The organism is Aeromonas sp. 600527 (genome assembly GCF_049175415.1).
Taxonomy (GTDB): domain Bacteria; phylum Pseudomonadota; class Gammaproteobacteria; order Enterobacterales; family Aeromonadaceae; genus Aeromonas; species Aeromonas veronii_A.
Window position 1 is genome coordinate 102,356 of the sequence record NZ_JAAKVA010000001.1, and the last position, 15,278, is coordinate 117,633.

Annotated in this window: 11 protein-coding genes; 10 read left to right on the forward strand and 1 reads right to left on the reverse strand. The window is 61.6% G+C overall.

Going from position 1 to position 15,278, the window contains the following annotated elements; genetic code table 11:
* Positions 1 to 7 precede the first annotated feature (7 nt).
* The 9 genes from ssnA to xdhC all read left to right on the forward strand — a co-directional run bounded on the left by ssnA (position 8) and on the right by xdhC (position 13,802).
* A complete protein-coding gene (ssnA, locus tag G5154_RS00495) occupies positions 8 to 1,336 on the forward strand; it encodes a putative aminohydrolase SsnA (RefSeq protein WP_071910238.1) in 1,329 nt (442 codons plus the stop codon).
* 80 nt (positions 1,337 to 1,416) lie between these two features.
* Positions 1,417 to 2,193 carry a molybdopterin-dependent oxidoreductase FAD-binding subunit gene (gene ygfM, locus G5154_RS00500; protein ID WP_064335992.1) on the forward strand — a complete coding sequence of 259 codons (777 nt, stop codon included), beginning with the start codon at positions 1,417 to 1,419 and terminating at the stop codon, positions 2,191 to 2,193.
* Positions 2,190 to 5,087, forward strand: a complete 2,898-nt coding sequence (locus G5154_RS00505; RefSeq protein WP_421250068.1) for a molybdopterin-dependent oxidoreductase Mo/Fe-S-binding subunit — start codon at positions 2,190 to 2,192, stop codon at positions 5,085 to 5,087. Before ygfM ends, G5154_RS00505 begins: the two co-directional genes overlap by 4 nt.
* A gap of 95 nt (positions 5,088 to 5,182) precedes the next feature.
* Positions 5,183 to 6,700 (forward strand): nucleobase:cation symporter-2 family protein, encoded by a 1,518-nt coding sequence (locus G5154_RS00510; RefSeq protein ID WP_421250069.1) that lies wholly within the window; start codon positions 5,183 to 5,185, stop codon positions 6,698 to 6,700.
* A gap of 38 nt (positions 6,701 to 6,738) precedes the next feature.
* Positions 6,739 to 8,055, forward strand: a complete 1,317-nt coding sequence (gene guaD / locus G5154_RS00515; protein ID WP_421250070.1) for a guanine deaminase — start codon at positions 6,739 to 6,741, stop codon at positions 8,053 to 8,055.
* Between the two features lie 397 nt (positions 8,056 to 8,452).
* The gene (locus G5154_RS00520) at positions 8,453 to 9,754 is read left to right on the forward strand and encodes an NCS2 family permease (protein WP_421250322.1); all 1,302 of its coding nucleotides are present in this window, start codon (positions 8,453 to 8,455) and stop codon (positions 9,752 to 9,754) included.
* Between the two features lie 376 nt (positions 9,755 to 10,130).
* Positions 10,131 to 12,449 carry a xanthine dehydrogenase molybdenum-binding subunit XdhA gene (gene xdhA / locus G5154_RS00525; protein ID WP_421250071.1) on the forward strand — a complete coding sequence of 773 codons (2,319 nt, stop codon included), beginning with the start codon at positions 10,131 to 10,133 and terminating at the stop codon, positions 12,447 to 12,449.
* Entirely contained in the window at positions 12,442 to 13,320 is an 879-nt protein-coding gene (xdhB, locus tag G5154_RS00530) for a xanthine dehydrogenase FAD-binding subunit XdhB (protein ID WP_421250072.1), read from the forward strand. Before xdhA ends, xdhB begins: the two co-directional genes overlap by 8 nt.
* A complete protein-coding gene (gene xdhC / locus G5154_RS00535; RefSeq protein ID WP_219263856.1) occupies positions 13,317 to 13,802 on the forward strand; it encodes a xanthine dehydrogenase iron sulfur-binding subunit XdhC in 486 nt (161 codons plus the stop codon). Before xdhB ends, xdhC begins: the two co-directional genes overlap by 4 nt.
* A 117-nt stretch (positions 13,803 to 13,919) precedes the next feature.
* On the opposite strand, the gene G5154_RS00540 is transcribed toward xdhC, so the two are convergent.
* A complete protein-coding gene (locus G5154_RS00540) occupies positions 13,920 to 14,459 on the reverse strand; it encodes a glycine zipper 2TM domain-containing protein (protein ID WP_031227576.1) in 540 nt (179 codons plus the stop codon).
* A gap of 501 nt (positions 14,460 to 14,960) precedes the next feature.
* Between G5154_RS00540 and G5154_RS00545 the strand changes: the two genes are divergently transcribed.
* Complete coding sequence (locus G5154_RS00545; RefSeq protein ID WP_005345660.1) at positions 14,961 to 15,149, forward strand: hypothetical protein; 189 nt, start codon at positions 14,961 to 14,963, stop codon at positions 15,147 to 15,149.
* Positions 15,150 to 15,278: the final 129 nt, after the last annotated feature.

The following is a 15,278-nucleotide window of genomic DNA, read 5'->3' on the forward strand; positions in this document are numbered from 1 at the left end:
GCAAACCATGTTTATTCTGAAGAACGTCACCGCTGTCCAGCTGGAGCCGACCCGGGTGCTGGAAGGGGTGGATATCGCCATCGAAGGATCGCTTATCAAAGCGGTGGGGCCCAATCTGCGGGCCCTCTACCCGGAGGCCAACTATCGGGAGATGGGCGGCAAGCTGGTGATGCCGGGCATCGTCTGTGCCCACAACCACTTCTACTCCGGCCTGTCGCGGGGGATCATGGCCAATATCGCCCCTTGCCCGGACTTTATCTCCACCCTGAAAAACCTCTGGTGGCGCCTCGATCGGGCGCTCGATGAAGAGTCCCTCTACTACAGCGGCCTCATCTGCTCGCTGGAAGCGATCAAGAGCGGCTGCAGTGCGGTGATCGACCACCACGCTTCGCCCAACTTCATCAAGGGCTCCCTGAATGTGTTGCGCAAAGGGTTTATGGAGGCGGGTCTGCGTGGCATGACATGCTTCGAGACTACGGATCGCAACGGCGGCCTCGCCGAACTGCAGGCCGGGGTGGAGGAGAACATCCTGTTCGCGCAGGCCATTGATGCCGCCAAAGCCAAGGGGAGCGAACCCTATCTGGTGGAGGCCCATATCGGCGCCCACGCCCCCTTCACCGTGCCCGACGAGGGGCTCGCCATGCTGCGCGAAGCGGTGCAGGTCACCGGTCGCGGGCTGCATATCCATGTGGCGGAAGACCGCTACGACATGGCTCACGGTCACCACCACTATGGCAAGGAGCCCATCGCCCGGCTGGACGAGTTTGGCCTTGTCGACAGCAAGACCCTGATCGCCCACGGCATCTACCTGAGCCCGGCCGACATCGAGCTGCTCAACAGCCGCGATGCCTTCCTGGTGCATAACGCCCGCTCCAACATGAACAACCACGTGGGCTACAACATGCACCTGCCGGAGTATCGCAATCTGGCGCTGGGCACCGATGGTATCGGCTCCGACATGCTCGAAGAGCTCAAGTTCGCCTACTTCAAACACAAGGATGCCGGCGGAGCGCTCTGGCCCGACAGCTTTGCCCGGTTCCTCTGGAACGGCAACACCCTGCTGGAGCGCAACTTCGGCGCCAAATTTGGCCGCCTGGAGCCGGGTTACAAGGCCGACCTCACCATCTGCGACTACGCCGCACCGACCCCGCTGGCGCCGCGCAACCTCGGCGGCCATCTCGCCTTCGGTATGGGCTCATCCTCGGTCAACAGCGTGATGGTCGAGGGACGCATGGTCTATCAGGATCGCGAGTTCGCCTTTGACGTCGAGCCCATTTATCAGCAGGCCAGCAAGGTGGCGAGCCGCCTGTGGCAACGGATGGATCAGCTGGCCTAGGGCCACCCTCCACAGTTTTGGACCGGATTGCCCGCCCTGTGGATTTGCCCGGCGGCGGGCAGCAAGAGTAAGGACGACACATGATTGAGCAATTCTTCCGACCCGAACAACTGGGTCAGGCTTTGGAACTCAAGGCCCGCTTTGGCAACGACGCCGTCTACATGGGGGGCGGCAGCAAGCTCAACGCAGCCCCGACCCGCACCGACAAGAAGGTTGCCATCTCGCTGGACAAGCTCGGACTTGGCCAGATTGAGCAACAGCACGGTCAACTCCACATCGGCGCCACCGTCACCCTGCAAGCCCTCAAAGATGACCCCCGTACCCCGGCCGCCCTGTGCGAGGCGCTGGGGTTTGTCTACTCCCGCCATCTGCGCAATCAGGCCACCATTGGCGGCGAAATTGCCTGCCAGCAGCAGGACTCCCCGCTGTTGCCGGTACTGCTGGTACTCGAAGCCGTGGTGGTGCTGGAGAACAATCAGTTGCAACCCATCGATGCCTATCTGGCGGGCCAGCGCAAGGAGCTGGTGCTGGGGGTGGTGCTGCCGGAGCCCGCGCTGCGCTGCGCCACTCGTCGCATCAGCCGTAACGCCGATGGTCTGGCGGTGATGACTGCCGCTGTGGCCCTCGATGCCCTTGGCGAGATGCGGGTCGCCGTTGCTGGCGTTACCCCGCAGCCGATGCGCCTGCGTGATGTGGAGCGCCGCGATCTGCACGATGCCGCGCTGGAGGCGGCCGTGAGCGAGCTGGTTGCACCGCGCGAGGATCTCGGCGGCAGCGTGACCTACAAGCGCTATATCAGCGGGGTAGTGGTGGCGGATCTGCTGGTCGAGTGCCAGCAGCAGGAGGTACAGGCATGATGGAACTCAACTTCACACTGAACGGTGCCCTGCGCACCGTCATCACCCCGGCTGGCGAGAATGCCCAGCGGGTGCTGTTCAACCAGTGCCGGATGCACTCGGTGCGCAACAGCGACGACGGCTTTGGCTTTGCCGGATCCGACGCCATTCTCTTCAACGGCAAGGTGATCAACGCCTCCCTGCTGATCGCCGCACAGCTGGATGGGGCGCAGGTGCGCACCGCCGAGTCGCTGGGCAGCTGGAACCAGCTCAGTCTGGTACAGCAGGCGATGGTAGATGTGGGCGTGGTGCAGTCCGGCTACAACGATCCGGCTGCGGCGCTCATCGTCACCGACCTGCTTGATCGCCATCCCGAACCGACCCGTGATCAAATCGACGACGCGCTCTCGGGTCTCTTTCACCGGGACGGCGGCTACCAGCAGTTCTATCAGGCTATCGAGCTTGCCAGTTCACGGATGAAGGATCCCGATTACCTGTGCCAGATTGCCCCCGAGTTTCGCGACGATCTGCGCCATATCGGCAAGAGTTGCCCGAAAGTGGACGCAGCCAAGATGGTGCAGGCCAAGCCCTGCTACGTGGAGGATCGGGTCACCGAGGATGCGCTGGTCATCAAGATGCTGCGCAGCCCCCATCCCCATGCGGTGATCACCAAACTCGACGTGAGCCGCGCCGAAGCCATGCCGGGGGTGGTGCACGTCATCACCCACCTCAACTGCCCGGATATTTACTACACCCCGGGTGGCCAGAGCGCGCCCGAGCCGTCACCGCTGGATCGCCGCATGTTTGGCCGCAAGCTGCGTCACGTCGGTGACCGGGTGGCCGCCGTGGTGGCCGAGAGCGAAGCCATCGCATTGGCCGCGCTCAAGCTCATCGAGGTCGAGTATCAAGTGCTGCCGGCAGTCATGAGCATTGACGAGGCGATGGCCCCCAATGCGCCGCTGGTGCACGACGAGCCCATCGTCTACATGGCCGGCGCTCCGGCGGATCTCGAGCAGCAGAACGCCTGCTCGGTACGCCGTGGCGACGAGCACATGATCATCAACTTCCCCATCGGTTCCCGCCCGCACGAGAACCTGGCCGCCAGCGTCCATGGCCAGATCGGTGACGTGGCCAAAGGCTTTGCCGAGGCGGACGAGATTGTCGAGCGCACCTACGAATCGACCCAGGCCCAGCAGTGCCCGACTGAGCCGCACATCTGCTTCACCTACATGGATGGCGATCGTCTGGTCATTCACGCATCCACCCAGGTGCCGTGGCACGTGCGCCGTCAGGTGGCGCGCATCGTCGGCATGAAGCAGCATCAGGTGCACGTAATCAAGGAGCGGGTAGGGGGCGGTTTTGGCTCCAAGCAGGATATCCTGCTGGAAGAGGTGTGCGCCTGGGCGACCAAGGTCACCGGCCGTCCGGTCACCTTCCGCTACACCCGTGAAGAGGAGTTCATCAGCAACACCTCCCGCCATGTGGCCAAGGTGAAGGTGAAAGTGGGCGCCAAAAAAGATGGCACCATCACCGCCATCGAGATGGATTTTCGCGCCAACACCGGCCCTTACGGCAACCACTCTCTGACGGTGCCGAGCAACGGCCCTGCGCTCTCCCTGCCGCTCTATCCGTGCGACAACGTGCGCTTTACCGTCAACACCTATTACAGCAACATCTGCCCGACCGGCGCCTATCAGGGTTATGGCGCGCCCAAGGGCAACTTCGCCCTGACCATGGCCATTGCCGAGCTGGCCGAGAAACTGGGCATCGATCAGCTCGACATGGTGGAGCACAACCGGGTGCATGAAGGGGACATCCTCAAGGTGCTGGGGGCCATCGGCGAGGGCAAGATGCCGACTTCTGTGCCCCACGCGGCCAGTTGCGCCCTCGAGCCCATCCTCAAACAGGGTCGCGAACTGATTGCCTGGGATAGCCCCAAACCCGCCGACGGGGATTGGCGCATCGGTCGTGGCGTCGCCATCATCATGCAAAAATCGGGGATCCCGGATATCGATCAGGCCAACTGCATGGTCAAGCTGGAATCGGACGGCACCTTTATCGTCCACTCCGGTGGCGCCGATATCGGTACCGGCCTCGATACCGTGGTGGCCAAGCTGACCGCCGAGGTGCTCGGTTGCCCGCTCAGCGATGTGCATGTGATCTCTGGCGACACCGACCACGCCCTGTTCGACAAGGGAGCCTACGCCTCGTCAGGCACCTGCTTCTCCGGCAACGCGGCCAAGATGGCGGCCGAGAACCTCAAGGCGAAGATCCTGTTCCACGGCGCCGCCATGCTGGGCGAGCCGGTGGAGGATGTGGAGCTGGTTCACCCGGGTATAGTGCGCGGCAAGCAGGGGGAGGTGAGCCTCGCCAAGCTGGCCCACAAGGCGGAGACCGGTACCGGCTTCGGCATTCTGGTGGGCACCGCCAGCTACATCACCTCTGAGCTCGCCTTCCCGTATGGGGCCAATTTTGCCGAGGTGGCGGTCAACGTCAGAACCGGCGAGATTCGGCTCGACAAGTTCTACGCCCTGCTCGACTGCGGTACCCCCATCAACCCGGAGCTGGCCCTCGGCCAGATCTACGGGGCGACCATGCGGGCTATCGGCCACACCATGACCGAAGAGATCTGCTACGACAGCAAGGGCATCCCGCTCACCCGGGATCTGAAGAGCTATGGCGCGCCCAAGATTGGCGACATTCCGCGCGATTTTCGGGCCTTCCTGGTACCGAGTGACGACAAGGTCGGCCCCTACGGCGCCAAGTCCATCTCGGAGATCGGGGTGAACGGGGCCGCGCCCGCCATCGCCACCGCCATCCACGACGCTTGCGGTGTCTGGCTGCGCAAGTGGCACTTCACGCCGGAGCAGATCCTGCGCGAACTGGGCAAGCTGGAGCAAAAAGTGTCGGCATAACAAAAGAAAAGGTGAGGGGCGGGCGCCAGCTCGCCCCCAGCGCCTGACGGCGGAATGAGTACTCCGCCTACATTCTGTGTGATGGGACAAACACGATGTCTAAAACAACACGCAAGCACTCGGATCTCATTTACGAGCTGGAAGACAAACCTCCGTTTTATCAAACCCTGATGGGGGCAGTGACCCATCTGCTGGCTATTTTTGTCCCCATGGTGACCCCGGCGCTGATCGTCGGCGGCGCCCTGGGCCTCTCCACCGAGATCACCGCCTATCTGGTCTCCATGGCGATGATCGCCTCCGGCATCGGCACCTGGTTGCAGGTGAACCGTTATGGCCCCATCGGTTCTGGGCTGCTCTCCATCCAGTCGGTCAACTTCTCCTTCGTGACCGTGATGATCGCCCTCGGCGGCGCCATGAAAAAAGATGGCATCCATGAGGAGCTGATCGTCTCGACCCTGCTCGGGGTCTCCTTTGTCGGTGCCTTTCTGGTGATGGGCTCCTCCTTTGTGCTGCCCTACCTCAAGCGGGTGATCACCCCGACCGTGAGCGGGGTAGTGGTGCTGATGATTGGTTTGAGCCTTATCAAGGTGGGGATCATCGACTTTGGCGGCGGCTTCTCCGCCATGAGCAGCGGCACCTTTGGCAAATATGAGCACATCGGGCTGGGGCTCTTGGTGCTCTGTGTCATCGTCGCCTTCAACTGCAGCCGAAGCCCGCTGCTGCGGATGAGCGGCATTGCCATCGGCCTGATGGTGGGTTATGCGGTGGCCCTGATGCTCGGTATGGTGGATTTCTCCGCCCTTGAGAACCTGCCGCTTATTACGGTGCCTATCCCGTTCAAGTACGGTTTCTCCTTCGATTTTCACGCCTTTATATTGGCGGGCACCATCTATCTGTTGAGCGTGCTGGAGGCGGTGGGGGACATCACCGCTACCGCCATGGTCTCCCACCGGGATATTCAGGGCTCCGAGTTTCAAAAACGGCTCTCCGGCGGCGTACTGGCGGATGGGTTGGTCTCGGTGATCGCCTCGGCCCTCGGCTCTTTGCCACTCACCACCTTTGCCCAGAACAACGGCGTCATCCAGATGACCGGAGTGGCGTCACGCCATGTGGGCAAGTTTATCGCCGTCATCCTGGTGCTGCTGGGGCTTTTCCCCGTGGTGGGGCGCTTCTTTACCACCATACCGTCACCTGTGATGGGGGGCGCCATGGTCATCATGTTCTCGATGATCGCCATCGCCGGTGGTCGCATCATCATCAGCCACGGCTTCGATCGGCGGGAGACCCTGATTGTCGCCACCTCACTGGGTCTTGGGCTTGGTGTCTCCTATGACCCGAACGTCTTCAAGGTGCTGCCGGCGGGTATCTACATGCTGGTGGAGAACCCCATCTGTGCCGGTGGCATCACCGCCATCATCATGAATCTGGTGTTGCCGCAAAGCCGCAAACGCAAGGCGGCCATCAAGGATGTCGAGGCGGTGGAGGTGATCCAGCTGAGCGACAAGCCGGATGTGACTTTCACCGCCCGTCCTGTCAGCACCGCGAACCGCCGTGATGAAGAGGCTCTGGCCGATGCCAAACCAGTCGCCGTCGTCCAGATCGAACGGGTTTGATGGTCACAACAGAACAATAAAAAGTAGGGGAACGAGGTATGAAATACGACAACTCCGTCAAAGCCGTGCGCGGCAGCTTCTTCGATATCACCCGGGTGGTGGATCAGCCCGAGGAGATTGAGTCCAACGCGCGCCTTATCGAGGATGGCCTGCTGATCATTCGCAACGGCTGCATCGACTGGTTTGGTGAGTGGGAGGAGGGCAAGGATCGCATTCCGGCCGAAGTGCGGGTGCGCGATTATCGCGGCAAGATGATAGTGCCGGGCTTTGTCGATACCCACATTCACTATCCCCAGAGCGAGATGGTAGGGGCCTATGGCGAGCAGTTGCTGGAGTGGCTCAACCGCCACACCTTCCCGGCCGAGCGGCGCTACAACGATCTCGAGTATGCCCGCGAGATGTCCACCTTCTTTATCAAGCAGTTGCTGCGTAACGGCACTACCACGGCGCTGGTGTTCGGCACCGTTCACCCCGAGTCGGTGGATGCCCTGTTCGAGGCGGCCAGTCGCATCAATATGCGGATGATCGCGGGCAAGGTGATGATGGATCGCAATGCCCCCGATTATCTGCTCGATACCGCCGAGAGCAGCTATGTGCAGAGCAAGCAGCTTATCGAGCGCTGGCACGGCAACGGTCGACTGCTCTATGCCATCACACCACGATTTGCACCCACCTCGACACCCGAGCAGCTGGCGATGGCGCGGCGACTGCGCGAAGAGTTTCCCACCACCTATCTGCACACCCATCTGTGCGAGAACAAGGACGAGATCGCCTGGGTCAAATCCCTCTTCCCGGCGCACAAGGGTTATCTCGATGTCTATCACCAGCACGGCCTCACCGGCCACAACTGCGTGTTTGCCCACTGCGTCCATCTGGAAGAGCAGGAGTGGGATTGTCTGAAAGAGACCAACTCCACTATCGCGTTTTGTCCCACCTCCAACCTCTATCTCGGCAGCGGCCTCTTCAAGCTGCACAAGGCGTGGCGCAAGCAGGTGAAAGTGGGGATGGGCACCGACATCGGCGCCGGTACCACCTTCAACATGCTGCAGACCCTCAACGAGGCCTACAAGGTGATGCAGTTGCAGGGTGAGCGGCTCTCGGCCTATCAGGCCTTCTATCTGGCGACCCTGGGCGGCGCACATTCGCTCGGGCTGGATGAGAAGATCGGCAGCTTTGCGGTGGGCAAGGAGGCGGACTTCGTGGTGCTCGACCCGGTCGCCACCCCGCTGCAGCAGCTGCGTTATGACAACTCCACCACCTTGCGGGACAAGCTCTTTGTGCTGTTGACCCTGGGGGATGACAGATCCATTTATCGCACCTACGTGGATGGCCAGCTGGTGCATGAACGGGGGTAGGGGCTGGAGTGGGCTGCCGCGGCGCAGCCCCGACGAATACGGCGGCTGGCGTGCCCCACAGGGGCGCCAGTCTTGCCGCACCACAGGGGATCTCCCCCCATAGAACGTGAAATGGCCCGGTTTTTTTGACCAGCAAGGCAAACGTTTGAGTCAAGGCTGCCTGCCCTGGTCTGTCTGTCGCATCCTCTGCCGCCATCGCCTGTGTCTCATCAGACTGGCGCTCGGCAGACCCGCAGATCCTGTCGCCATTTCGTCATGAAACATTCAGGCGCGTGTGAAGGAGTTGGGTATGACCCAAGCAAACAGCAGGACAAACAGCGTGGAAGGGCTGGCCAGTCAAGACACCGGCAAGACCGTATCACAACAGCAACCGCTCACCGCTCTCGATCGCTACTTTATGATCAGCGAGCGGGGCAGCAACGTCAGACAGGAGGTGCTGGCGGGCCTCACCACCTTCCTAGCCATGGTCTACTCGGTGATCGTGGTGCCGAGCATGCTCGGCAAGGCGGGCTTTCCCCCCGGCGCCGTGTTTGTCGCCACCTGTCTGGTGGCGGGGTTCGGTTCGCTCTTGATGGGGCTCTGGGCCAAGCTGCCGATGGCCATCGGCTGCGCTATTTCCCTCACGGCGTTTACTGCATTCAGTCTGGTGCTGGGGCAGCAGATCCCCATTCCGGTGGCATTGGGGGCCGTCTTCCTGATGGGGGTACTGTTTACCGCCATCTCGGTGACCGGGGTGCGTAGCTGGATCCTCGACAACCTGCCGATGGGGATTGCCCACGGCACCGGCATCGGGATCGGTCTCTTCCTGCTGCTTATCGCCGCCAACGGGGTGGGGCTGGTGATCAAGAACCCGCTGGAGGGGCTGCCGGTGGCGCTGGGGGCCTTTACCTCTATGCCGGTCATCATGTCCCTGATCGGCCTTGCGGTGATCTTCGGGCTGGAGAAGCTCAAAGTCCCGGGCGGGATCCTGTTGGTGATCATCGCCATCTCCATCTTCGGCCTTATCTTCGATCCGGCGGTTAAGTATCAGGGGCTGTTCGCCCTGCCGAGCCTCTCGGACGCGCAGGGTCAGTCCCTGATCTTCAGTCTGGATATCATGGGGGCGCTCTCGCCGCTGGTGTTGCCCAGCGTGCTGGCGCTGGTGATGACCGCGGTATTTGATGCCACCGGCACCATTCGCGCCGTGGCGGGGCAGGCCAACCTGCTCGATAAGGAGGGTCACATTATCAACAGCGGCAAGGCGCTCAGTGCCGACTCGGTCAGCAGCATCTTCTCCGGCCTTGTGGGGGCGGCACCGGCTGCCGTTTATATCGAATCGGCAGCGGGCACGGCGGCGGGAGGCAAAACCGGCCTGACCGCGACTGTGGTGGGCGGCCTGTTCCTGCTGATGCTGTTCCTCTCGCCGCTCTCCTATCTGGTGCCGGCCTATGCCACCGCGCCAGCCCTGATGTATGTGGGGCTCTTGATGCTGAGCAACGTCACCAAACTCGATTTCGATGACTTTGTCGGGGCCATGTCCGGGCTAGTGTGTGCGGTCTTTATCGTGCTCACCTGCAATATCGTCACCGGCATCATGCTCGGCTTCAGCTCGCTGGTGATCGGCCGCATCTGCTCGAAGGAGTGGCACAAGCTCAACGTCGGCACCGTGGTCATCGCCCTGGCACTGGTGCTCTTTTATGCTGGGGGGTGGGCTATTTAGGGATAACCCGCCCGTTTGGGGCCGCACTGGCGGCCCCATTTTTATGCCTGTTATTTTTAGCCCGCTCATGCTGACTATCACGTCTCGGCCGTCTCCGCAGTTGGGGGGGACATCGCGATACCATTTTGATAAATCCTCCTACCAGATTGATAGGCTCCCACCTTTGCTCTCCTCGCTCTGCCGCTTTTTTCACCGCAAATGTGCCCCGTTTGCTCAGGGGTTGCCCCTGGCTTGTCGCTGCGGGCCAACAAAAGCGGGCTAGATGGGATCCCCTTCACACTTCTCCCCATTCTCCTGATGAGGGCGGGAAACAGGCGCATATCTTGCTGTTTTTTATGCCGGTTCCAGATTTTTCCATTCGAAAAAGGACTTGCATATGTCCATAGGATTACCGCTCCAGCGGGTGGATGCCGAGGCCAAGGTGACCGGCAGCGCCCGCTATACCGATGACAACATCATGCTCGGGATGCGCCACGCCAAGTACGTGCGAAGCAATATTGCCCACGGCAAGGTGCTTGCCATCGATGCGATCGAAGCGCTGGCCCTGCACGGGGTCGAAGCCGTATTTACCCATGAAGATGTCCCCACCACCTGTTTTCGCACCGCCGGTCACGCCTGGTCTCTCGATGAGGCGAAACGGGATGTGAAAGACCGCCGCCTGCTCACCGACCATGTACGCCACTTTGGCGATGGGGTCGCCATAGTCGTAGCCCGTGATCCGCTGGTGGCCGAGAAGGCTGCCGCCCTGGTCAAGGTGACCTACGAGCCGCTGCCGGTGATGACGGATGCCGAAAGTGCGCTGGCCAACGATGCCTATCCCATCCACCCGAGCGGCAATCTGCTGCGCCAAAGCCAGCTTCGCGCCAATGACCCGGAGCAGGCCATTGCGGCGGCCGATCTGCAGTTTCAGGGGCACTACCGGACGCCGGTGGTGCAGCACTGCCATCTGGAGACGGTGACCTGCTACGCCTACATGGATCAGCCGGACCACATCATAGTGGTCAGCAGCACCCAGATCCCCCAGATAGTGCGCAGCCGGGTGGCCAAATCCCTCGGTCTGCCCTGGTCGAGCGTACGGGTGATCAAGCCCTATATGGGCGGCGGTTTTGGTAACAAGCAGGATGTGCTGGAAGAGCCGATGGCGGCGTTTTTGAGCTACAAACTCGGCGGCGTGCCGGTCAAGGTGACCTTGAGCCGGGAGGAGTGTTTTTTTGCCTCCCGCACCCGCCACGGCTTTGCCATCGATGGCAAGATTGGCCTCAACCGCGATGGCACCCTCAAAGGCTATCAGCTCGACGTGCTCTCCAACACCGGCGGCTATGCCTCTCACGGCCACTCCATCGCCAGCGCCGGGGGCAACAAGATCAGCTACCTCTATCCGCGCAGCGCCTTTGGCTACGACGCCAAGACCGTTTACAGCAACCTGCCCACCGCCGGTGCCATGCGCGGTTACGGCGCGCCCCAGGTGATTTTTGCCCTCGAGTGCATGCTGGATGACGCCTGCGCCGAACTGGGGCTGGATCCGCTCGATGTGCGTATCGCCAACGTGGCGCGGGAAGGCGATGTCAATCAGGTCAACCAGAAGACCATCTACAGCGCCGGGTTGCCGGACTGCCTGCTGCGTGGTCGCGAGATGTTCGAGTGGGATCGGCTCAAGGCCGAGTGCTTGGCGCAGGATCCTGCGAGTCGGGTGCGCCGTGGCATCGGGGTGGCCTGTTTCAGCTACGGCTCCAACACCTATCCGGTGGGGGTCGAAATTGCCGGCGCTCGCATGCTGCTCAATCAGGATGGCACCGTCAATCTGCAGATCGGTGCCACCGAGATAGGGCAGGGGTCGGATACCGTCTTTGCCCAGATGGCGGCCCAGACCTTGGGCATTCCGTTTGAGCAGATCCGGGTGATCTCGACTCAGGATACCGACATCACCGCCTATGATCCGGGCTCGTTCGCCTCGCGCCAGAGTTATGTGGCGGCCCCAGCCATCCATCAGGCGGCGCTGCAGTTGCGGGCCCGCATTTTGTCGCTGGCGGCCCAGCTCTGCCATCAGGATGTGGGATCGCTCACCCTGATCGACGGCTACGTGGTGCTGGCCGGTGCGCCGGAGAAGGTGCTGATCAGCGTCGCCGAGGTGTCGGTCAACGCCTACTACCACCTCACTATCGGCGGCCAGATCACCTCCGAGGTCTCCCACAAGACCACCACCAATCCGCCGAGCTTTGGTTGCACCTTTGTCGATCTCAGCGTCGATATCGATCTCTGCAAGGTGACCATCAATCGCATCATAAACCTGCACGATGCGGGCAAGATCCTCAATCCGCAGCTGGCGGAGGGGCAGGTGCATGGCGGCATGGGGATGGGGATCGGCTGGTCCCTGTTCGAGGAGATGATCATCGACGCCAAGACCGGCGTGGTGCGCAACCCCAATCTGCTCGACTACAAGTTCCCCACCATGCTGGATTTGCCCGAGCTCGAATGCGACTTCGTGCAGACCTATGAGCCCCAGTCGGTCTATGGCCACAAATCACTGGGGGAACCGCCCATCATCTCGCCGGGCCCCGCCATCCGTAACGCCATTAGAATGGCGACCGGCGTCGCCATCAACGAGTTGCCCATCACCCCCAAAACCCTGTTCCGGGAGTTTGTCGCGGCGGGTTTGATTGGCGAGGGATCAGGGGAGGAGCAACACCATGTTTGATATTGCCCGTTACTACAAGGCGCACAGCGTGGCCGAGGCGGTCGCCCTGCGTCAGGCCGACCCCGAGGCGCGCCTGCTGGCTGGTGGCACCGATGTGATGATCCAGCTGCATCACCTCAACGCCGCCTATCGTCATATCGTCGATATTCACGACTTGCCCGAACTCAAAGGGGTGAGCGAGCTGGCTGACGGTTCTATCCGCATCGGCTCCGGCACCACCTTTACCGAGCTCATCGAGAACGAACTGGTGCAGCGCCGCCTGCCGATGCTGGCCGAGGCGGCCGCTACCATCGCCGGCCCGCAGATCCGCAACGTCGCCACCTATGGCGGCAACATCTGCAACGGCGCCACCAGTGCCGACTCGGCGGCGCCTACCGTCGCGCTGGAGGCCGAGCTTGAGATTGCTGGTCCTAACGGCACACGCCGCATCCCCATCGCCGGTTTTCATACCGGCCCTGGCAAGGTGGCGCTGCAACCTGCGGAGATCCTGGTGGCGTTTCATTTCGCCCCGGATACTCACCCCCAGGTGGGCTCCCACTACTTCAAATACGCCATGCGCGATGCCATGGATATCGCCACCATCGGCTGCGCCGCCTACTGTCAGATTGAGGATGGTCACTTCAAGAGTCTGCGGCTGGCCTATGGGGTGGCGGCCCCGACCCCGGTGCGTACCCCGCACGCAGAAGCGGCAGCCGAGGGGCAACCCCTGACTCGCGCTACACTGGCAGCGATTGCCGAGGTGGTGGTAGCCGATGTGGCGCCGCGATCCTCCTGGCGGGCAGAGAAGGAGTTTCGCCTGCACCTTATCAAAACCCTGGCGCAGCGGGTGGTCGCCTGCGCAGTCGAACGTGCCGGAGGCAAGATCCTATGATGCAACCGCAAAGCTGTCCCGCCGTAGAGATCCAGTGCGAGATCAACGGTAAACCCTACACCTATGCTGTGTCGCCCACCATGTCGCTGCTCCACTTCCTGCGTGGGCAGGGGCTGATCAGTGTGAAAGAGGGGTGCAGTGTCGGTGAGTGCGGCGCCTGTACCGTGCGGGTGAATGGCACGGCTATCGACAGCTGCCTCTATCTGGCGGTCTGGGCCGATGGCAAATCCATTCGTACCGTGGAGGGGGAGCGCAAGGGGAATGAGCTCTCCGATGTGCAACAGGCCTTTATCGACGAGGGGGCGGTGCAGTGCGGCTTTTGCACCCCGGGCCTCGTGATGGCGAGCGCAGCATTGCTCGACAAGACCGAACGCCGTCCGCTGACCGATGCGGAGATCCGCCGCGGGCTGTCGGGCAACCTCTGCCGTTGTACCGGTTATCAGAACGTGGTGCGGGCGGTGAAGAAGTGCTGCAAAGGGTGATAGTTCGGGTGCCGTGAGTGGTGCGTGCCGTTATTTGAAAAAATGAAATCAAGCCGCCCAAAAACACAGGCCCGCCTCGAAAGAGGCGGGCCTGCTGCTGAGTGGGGTCAGGAGAAATCACACTTTTGGCTGGTCGATCACCAATTTGCCATCTTTGACCGGAATGGTGGCACCGGGGGCTTGCTTCATGCGGATCACCCCCTCCTGACCTGCGAGACGATAGGTCACGTCATAACCTATGGTGTTGACGCTAGTATCCTGCACCGTCTTGCAGCGCTGCTCGGTGGTGGTGTAGGTATCGCCCGCCTGCATATTGCCCTGCACCTGATTACCGGCATAGCCACCCGCGACTGCCCCGGCTGCGGTGGCCACCTTCTTGCCGCTGCCACCGCCAAACTGGTGGCCGACCACGCCCCCCAGCGCCGCGCCAACCACGGTGCCGAGGATCTTGTGCTCATCCTGTACCGGCTTGCGATGGGTCACGGTGACGTTGCGACACTCCTGTCGGGGAGTCTTGATGCTCTCGGTGATCGGCTTGCTGGCGATCACCTCGGCAAAGGTGGGCTGGGGTGTAAAGAGGGAGCCACTGGCCGCCGCCGAGAGTGCCAGGGCCGAGGCGATGCCAATACCGATACCTGCCATCATGGATCTGTTCATCTTGTTCTTCTCCTGCATACCCATACGGGCTCTTCCAATCTGGCGCCATCTTGTCACAACCGGCTGGCCGGACAAGGCGAGGGGGATGGGTCTGCGACAGGCGCTGGCAAGGTCAAAAAATAGCCACCATGAAAAAGTGTCTGACTTTGGCGACAACGGACTAAAAGTGACCAGTTTCCGGCGCATGGCGGGCTTTGCCAGTGTGATAAGGAGCAATTCGAGTCGCAATTTGCAAGGCGGGCGGTGAGCAGAATGCCACAGTGGCAAAGTGCTGACGGGGGCAGGTCAAGGGAGGCTTTGAGCAAGGGCTCTGTTCGTTGAGATGGCCACGCAAGTGGTTGATAAATGGCTCCAGCCCCATCAGATGTTGGCCGATAAGAGATCACGGCAAGCATTTTGCTTTGATTGGGTGAAGCAGAGGGTGAGCGGGTCGGCAGACAACTGCGTAAGACCTGAAATGAAGAGGTTCACCCGAGATCACCGGATCAACGAGGGGGAGATATGTCAATGTTACCCAGCTGGATCACCCCGGCCATCCAGGCCAACATCATCACGGTGCAGCAGGCCGAACGTCTGCTCTCATCCCTCTACCGACCCCTGGCCGAGCAGGGAGAGGAGCTTCCCGCCGATATCGCCGACATCAGCCTTAAACTCTACTGTTTCCGCCAGCAGGGGCGGGTGCGTCACTAACGATGATTGAGGTAAAGCCTTCGCCATTGGCGGGGGCTCGCTTGCCCGTACTCGCACCGAATGCCTCTTCCGCTCTTCCTCTAAGACGTTTTGCTAATACCTGACGCTGCAGGCTCGCTGTTACGCTGT